General features: G+C 64.0%; 7 protein-coding genes and 1 pseudogene. 4 read left to right on the forward strand and 4 right to left on the reverse strand.

The window, feature by feature from the left end; all coding sequences use genetic code 11:
- Positions 1–479 (forward strand): DapH/DapD/GlmU-related protein (locus JHD07_RS29095; RefSeq protein WP_291628432.1); only part of this gene is annotated, 479 nt, incomplete at its 5' end.
- Positions 480–545: 66 nt separating this feature from the next.
- Here the strand turns inward: JHD07_RS29095 and JHD07_RS29100 are convergent.
- Positions 546–932, reverse strand: a complete 387-nt coding sequence (locus JHD07_RS29100) for a hypothetical protein (RefSeq protein WP_291628434.1) — start codon at positions 930–932, stop codon at positions 546–548.
- 156 nt (positions 933–1,088) lie between these two features.
- A complete protein-coding gene (locus tag JHD07_RS29105; RefSeq protein WP_291628436.1) occupies positions 1,089–1,874 on the reverse strand; it encodes a hypothetical protein in 786 nt (261 codons plus the stop codon).
- 117 nt (positions 1,875–1,991) lie between these two features.
- Between JHD07_RS29105 and JHD07_RS29110 the strand changes: the two genes are divergently transcribed.
- Complete coding sequence (locus JHD07_RS29110) at positions 1,992–3,026, forward strand: aspartate-semialdehyde dehydrogenase (RefSeq protein ID WP_291628438.1); 1,035 nt, start codon at positions 1,992–1,994, stop codon at positions 3,024–3,026.
- A gap of 152 nt (positions 3,027–3,178) precedes the next feature.
- On the opposite strand, the gene JHD07_RS29115 is transcribed toward JHD07_RS29110, so the two are convergent.
- Positions 3,179–3,823: a carbonic anhydrase gene (locus JHD07_RS29115; RefSeq protein ID WP_291628440.1), complete on the reverse strand. Its 645-nt coding sequence runs from the start codon at positions 3,821–3,823 to the stop codon at positions 3,179–3,181.
- A gap of 102 nt (positions 3,824–3,925) precedes the next feature.
- On the opposite strand from JHD07_RS29115, the gene JHD07_RS29120 reads away from it, so the two are divergent.
- Entirely contained in the window at positions 3,926–4,807 is an 882-nt protein-coding gene (locus JHD07_RS29120; RefSeq protein WP_291628443.1) for a CoA ester lyase, read from the forward strand.
- 70 nt (positions 4,808–4,877) lie between these two features.
- Here the strand turns inward: JHD07_RS29120 and JHD07_RS29125 are convergent, their stop codons facing one another.
- A complete protein-coding gene (locus tag JHD07_RS29125; protein WP_291628445.1) occupies positions 4,878–5,849 on the reverse strand; it encodes an AraC family transcriptional regulator in 972 nt (323 codons plus the stop codon).
- 473 nt (positions 5,850–6,322) lie between these two features.
- Between JHD07_RS29125 and JHD07_RS29130 the strand changes: the two are divergent.
- Positions 6,323–6,599 (forward strand): annotated as a pseudogene (locus tag JHD07_RS29130) (histidine kinase); the annotation flags it as partial.

Consider the following 6,599-nt stretch of genomic DNA (forward strand, 5'->3'; position numbering starts at 1 on the left):
TCGCCGACGCCGCCATCGGCAAGTTCACGGCCATCGCCAATTCGGTGCGGATCGGCGCGCCGAACCATCCGATGGGCCGTCCGTCCCAGCATCGCTTCACCTACGTCCCTGAATATTACGAGGCGAGCGCGACGCGCGACCGCGATTTCTTCGCAGGCCGCCGAGGTGACCGCGTCATCGTCGGCAACGATGTCTGGATCGGCCACGCCGCCATCCTGCTACCGGGCGTCACGGTCGGCGACGGTGCGGTGATTGCCGCCGGTGCCGTCGTCAGCCGCGACGTCGCGCCCTACACCATCGTCGGCGGCGTTCCCGCCCGTCCCATCCGCAAACGCTTCGACGATTCCGTTGCGAAAAGCCTGCGACGCATCGCGTGGTGGGATTGGCCGGATGAGATCATCTTCGAGCGCCTCGGTGATTTCCGCTCCGAGGCGATCGAGGAGTTTTGCCGGCGCTACGACCCGGCGGCCAAAGCATGAGACGCGCGCATCTGACAAAAAACGGCCGGGCATAAGCCCGGCCTTTTGACTGGCTCGATCCGTCGCTCAGTACAGCGGGAAGTTCTGCGGATAGCCGCCGACATCCTGCGGCGGGGAGAGCGGCTGGCGGTCGATCGGACGGTTGAGGTTCTCGCGGGCGAAGGACGGATAGCCCACCGCCGGCGGGAAGGCGTAGTCGGTGAACTTGCGGTCGCCCGGATTGACCTCGGTGCCGCCGTCGAGCCAGGAGCGCTTGCTCACATAGAGACGGGTGCGGCCCTGCTGATAGACCGCGTTGGGACCGCTCGGACCGTAATAGGGCCGGCCGCGCTCGTCATAGCGCTGCTTTGTCCTGGTGTCGGCCGCAGCCGGGGCCGCGAACGCGATGGCCAATGCGGCGCCCGCCGCAAGCAATGTGGCCAGTTTGTTCGCGGCAGAGAATTTCGAGCTCATCACGTCCCCTTCAGGCGGCACGCCGCCAGTCGATTTCACCCCATACTAGCCCGGCAGGGGTGACCGCAACTAGGTCAATTGGGTCACACCAGGGCGGAATAATCGTGCGCGCCGGCAAAAGTTGCATGCAAACCAGCCACTTGGGCTTGATGTCGATCAAAGCGCACCGCGCAATTGCGCATTCGCATGACCGAGCAGCCAGTCCGCGCCCACGGGATCGCAGCCGCGGCGCTTCAGCTCGGCATGGGCGAACATCTCCGCCAGCTTCGGATCGTTGCCGGAGGCGAGCAGCGTCAGCCGGTTCAGCATGCAGGCGATCGCCGCGCGGCGGCCGGGCATCGTGTTGCCCAGGCAGGAGAAGCCGGAGATTTGCAGCGCCGGCTCCTCGTTGCGCTTGAGATAGCCGAGGCAAGCCTGCGCTCCCTCGCCCGGGCCGACCGGCCGGAACAGGGCGACGGGACCGAATTTGGTGTCGATCAGGCCGGCCTGCTCGAGCGGGGACGCCGCGCCCAGCCCCATCCGTGCGGCCAGATCCGCGGCTGCCGGCCGTGTCACGTCGAATCCGGCGCCCTGGCGATAGATTTCCAGCTCGGCGACAGGCCTGCCCGCCTCGTCCGCCCAGCGCAGCACGTCCCTGCGGCCGCCCTCGGGATGCCGGAGAATGGTGTAGGAGGCTGTTTTCTCTGACGAATCGAGCCGGCTAAGGGCAAACGCCGGATGCGAGCGGCCCGCCACGCCCCAGCCTGGCTTGTCTGCCGGCGCATCATCGTGCCAATCGGGCAGTCTTTCCAGTGCCGCGAGCGCGAGGATGGCAAACAGAGCGAGCGCCCCCACATAGGCAATCAGGCGCGCCAGCGTGCCGACCACCTCGTCGGCGAAGGCCAGGAGCGTTAGATGGATCCGGGTAGGGCTAACGGCCGTGCTGGCCTCAGGCGACTGCATCCACGGCCTTCAGGCATGGTCTTAACGTTGTCTTGTGGCCGGTTCTCGCATAGAAGCGCTGCTCTTCCCGTTTAAGCGTCAGCTTCGGGAACGGGCTTTTTCATCGGAGAGTGAACGATGGGTTACAAAGTCGCAGTCGTCGGCGCGACCGGCAATGTCGGCCGGGAAATGCTCAACATCCTGGATGAGCGCAAATTCCCCGCGGACGAGGTCGTGGCCCTCGCCTCCCGGCGCAGCGTCGGCGTCGAAGTCTCCTATGGCGACCGCACCCTGAAGGTCAAAGCGCTCGAGCATTACGACTTCTCCGACGTCGACATCTGCCTGATGTCGGCGGGCGGCTCGGTGTCGAAGGAATGGTCGCCGAAGATCGGCGCCGCCGGCACTGTCGTGATCGACAATTCCTCGGCCTGGCGCATGGATCCGGACGTGCCGCTGATCGTGCCCGAGGTGAACGCGGGCGCGACCGAAGGCTTCAGGAAGAAGAACATCATCGCCAACCCGAACTGCTCGACGGCGCAGCTTGTGGTCGCGCTCAAGCCGCTGCACGACAAGGCGACGATCAAGCGTGTCGTGGTCTCGACCTATCAATCGGTCTCGGGCGCCGGCAAGGACGCGATGGACGAGCTGTTCTCGCAGACCAAGGCCGTCTACACCAACAGCGAGATCGTCAATAAGAAGTTTCCCGCGCGCATCGCCTTCAACGTCATCCCCCACATCGACGTCTTCATGGAGGACGGCTACACCAAGGAAGAGTGGAAGATGATGATGGAGACCAAGAAGATTCTTGATCCCAAGATCAAGCTCTCGGCCACCTGCGTGCGCGTGCCGGTGTTCGTCGGCCACTCCGAGGCCGTCAACATCGAGTTCGAGAATCCGATCAGCGCGGACGAAGCGCGCGAGATCCTGCGCAAGGCGCCGGGCTGCCTCGTCATCGACAAGCAGGAGCCCGGCGGCTACGCCACGCCGTATGAGGCAGCCGGCGAGGACGCCACCTACATCAGCCGCATCCGCGAGGACGCGACGGTGGAGAACGGCCTCGTGCTCTGGTGCGTCTCCGACAATCTGCGCAAGGGCGCCGCGCTGAACGCCATCCAGATCGCGGAGGTGCTGATCAACCGCAAGCTGATCAGCGCGAAGAAGCAGGCGGCGTAATTTCGAGATACCGTAGGGTGGGCAAAGGCGCGCTCTCCGCGCGCCGTGCCCACCATTCTTTCAATTGCGACAGGTGGTGGGCACGCGGAGCCTGTCATCGGGCGCGCATTCGCGCGACCCGGTGGCTTTGCCTACCCTGCGAGAGCGGTCGCCTACGCCACGCTCCGCGCGTTCTTGAATTCCTTGCTCGTCTTGTCCAGCACGAACAGCGATCCCTCGGCGACGCCGAAATAGGCGCCGTGGGTCTGCATCTGGCCGCTCTCGACAGCCTTGCGCACGAACGGGAACGTCATCAGGTTTTCCAGGCTGCGGAACACCGCGGCCTTCTCGATGCGTTCGACGAACTGCGCCATGGTCTCGTGGTCGCGCTGCTCGACCACTTCGCCCGGCTTGATGAACATCTGCATCCATTTGCCGATGAAGTCGCCGGGCGTCAGCGGCTCGATCTTGTCGACGAAGGCGCGGATGCCGCCGCATTGGGCGTGGCCGAGCACCACGATGTGCTTCACCTTCAGCACCGTCACCGCATATTCCAGCGCTGCGGACACGCCATGGGCGTTGCCGTCGGGCTGATACACCGGCACGAGGTTGGCGATGTTGCGGACCACGAACAATTCGCCGGGGCCGACGTCGAAGATCACCTCGGGCGAGACGCGGCTGTCGCAGCAGCCGATCACCATCACTTCCGGCGACTGTCCCTTCACCGACAGCTCGCGGAAGCGGGTCTGCTCGGTCGGCAGCCGCTGGGTGGCGAAGGCCTTGTAGCCTTCCAGCAAATGCTTCGGGAATGTCATCATACCTATGCCTAATCATAGACCGCAGGAGCGGACAAGCCTTTCGAACGGGCAGGCCAAATGCTATCGGCTGGGCCAGACGACAGACGAGGAAGGAACGTCAGCATGACCCGCCCGCGCCGCAGCCATCTGTTCATGCCCGGCTCCAACCCGCGTGCGCTGGAAAAAGCGCGCAATCTCGCCGCCGACGGCCTGATCCTCGACCTGGAAGACTCCGTCGCGCCCGAGGCCAAGGCGGCGGCGCGCGACGGCATCGCGGCGGCGATCGCCGCCAAGGGTTTTGGCAAGCGCGAGATCTTGATCAGGACCAACGGCCTCGACACGCCCTGGTGGGCCGACGACGCCGCGATGGCAGCCAAGGCTTCGCCTGACGGCATACTGGTTCCAAAAGTTTCAAGCCTCGAAGATCTCGACCTCATCGGCCGCAAGCTGACAGAGCTGGGCGCCGCGCCGACGGTGAAGGTCTGGGCCATGATCGAGACCGCGCGCGCCGTGCTGCATGCGGAGGAGCTGGCCGAGGCCGGGCGCGATCCATCCCGGCGGCTCTCCGGCTTCGTGTTCGGCCCAAACGACATCTCGCGCGAGACGCGGATCAGGATGCTTCCCGGCCGCGCCGCGATGATCCCGATGATCACCCACTGCATCCTGGCGACGCGCGCCCATGGCCTGGAGATTCTCGACGGCCCCTACAGCGACATCGCCAATCCCGACGGCTTCGCTACCGAATGCGCGCAAGGCCGCGATCTCGGCTTCGACGGCAAGACCCTGATCCACCCTTCGCAGATCGACGCCTGCAACGCGATCTTCACGCCACCCGAAGAAGAGATCGCGCGCGCCCGAAAGATCATCGCCGCGTTCGAGCTCCCGGAGAACGCCTCGCGCGGCGCGATCCGCCTCGACGGCGCGATGGTCGAGCGCCTGCACGCCGACATGGCCCGCCGCACGATCGCCATCGCGGATGCGATTGCGGCGATGGGAAAGGGCTGAGGTAGGGGCGCCTCGCTTCCGGCGGCCTGCGGCGCAGGTGCAACGGCATTGCCGTTTCGTCCACGGGACTCTACTGCCTTCGTCTCGCGTTCTTCAGAGTATCGGACGGCAGCTCGCCGATGGCCCGCCGATACTCGGATGCAAAGCGGCCGAGATTCCGGAAGCCGCATTTGAAGGCCACCGCCAGCACGCTGGTCTGCTCGTCGGGCCGTCGCAACAGCTCTGCCGCCCGATGCAGCCGGACGCGGCGTGCGAACTGGCCGGGCGATCCCCGCCCGGCGTCGGAGAATTCGCGGAAGACCGTCCGCGCGCTCACATTGGCGATCTCCGCGATCCTTTCCAGATCGAGGGGCTCGTCCCAATGGGCCTCGATGTAGGACTCCACGAGGTCGATCACGGTCCGGCTGGCACTCGGGGCGGATCGCTGAAGCCGATCGGAAAAATTGTGCCGATGTGCCAGCAGAATCCGGACCATCAGTGCCCGCTCGAGCTCAGCGATCGCAATGGATGAGTAGTTCTGTCCAAATCTCTCCAGCTCCTCCGCGAGCCTGAAGACCTCCTGGCGCACATGCGTCATCGCCGCAGGATCGACTTCGCTCGCATCGAAACGCAGCTTCGTGTCGCTGTCGTCGCCGACCAAGCTCTTGAGCAAGCGCTCCAGCGCGCCAGCGTCCATCCTCACCACGAGCTGGCGATAGCCCGGCGCAAAATCGAGGTCGAGCCTGGAATCTCCGGAGATCATCGGGCTCCAGGCCTCGATCGACTGGCTGTTGCCGTCGGTGGTCAACTGCGCAGCTCCCCGGATGGAGAAGAACTGGCGGAGAATGTGCGATTCAGGAAAGGAGAGCGATGCCGCACCGTCATAGGCGCAGAAGGCGAGGCCGATCGAATTCAGGCGGGCAAGATTGGCCTGCATGCCGAATGCGTTGTCATGGGTGTCAAAGCGGTCGGCGCCATATACTGAGAAGAGGCGCTCACGCGCGAACTCGCTATCGCGCGAACGAAGCAAGGGATAGCGGTCAAGATAAGAGACGGCGCCCAAATCAGAATTCCTCCCGCTGTTCAAGCTACCGAATCGCCTCTGGGGCGCCACCAATTTGAGATTGAATGAAACGTGCGGCAGGAGCGATCGGATGACGGCGAAGCATGTCTTCCGATGAATTACGGCTGCGGCGAAATGTCCGCGCGCGCAACTTTGATGAAAGCGCCTCCTTCATCGCTGACCGGTCAGCCGTGCGCGACAGCGCCGGCGGTACATCAGTGCCGTGTCCCAGAGACTTTGCCGAATCGCGACAGTGATCTTAAGGCGCCGTTCGCGGTTCATGATCGCTGCCATCCGCGACCGCCCCGCGCGTCATTGTCAGGTTAATCGCCCTGGCAAAATCCGGCCATTGTGTCTTCGATCGGACAAACGCTCTGATAATTCGATTCAGATAGCTGACTGTTCGCACGGATCGCATCGTGAACAAAAACCTGCTTCGACGTGCATGCAACTGAAGCAATATTGGAGAGATCATGTTCAAGCGCAAGTCGAATTCCGATGCATTGGCGTTGATGGCGACCAAGGTGGTGAGTGCCAACCTGATGGTCGCGGACAACGATCTCAACATCGTCTACATGAACAATGCGGTGACGGATTTGCTTCGCACGGCGGAAGCCGACCTCAAGAAGGAACTGCCGCACTTCAACGTGAACACGCTGGTCGGCACCAACATCGACGTGTTTCACAAGAACCCTCAGCATCAGCGCCAGATGCTCGCCAGCCTCAGCACGGTGCATCGTGCGATGATTC

The sequence above is a fragment of the Bradyrhizobium sp. genome, assembly GCF_016462955.1.
Lineage (GTDB): Bacteria > Pseudomonadota > Alphaproteobacteria > Rhizobiales > Xanthobacteraceae > Bradyrhizobium.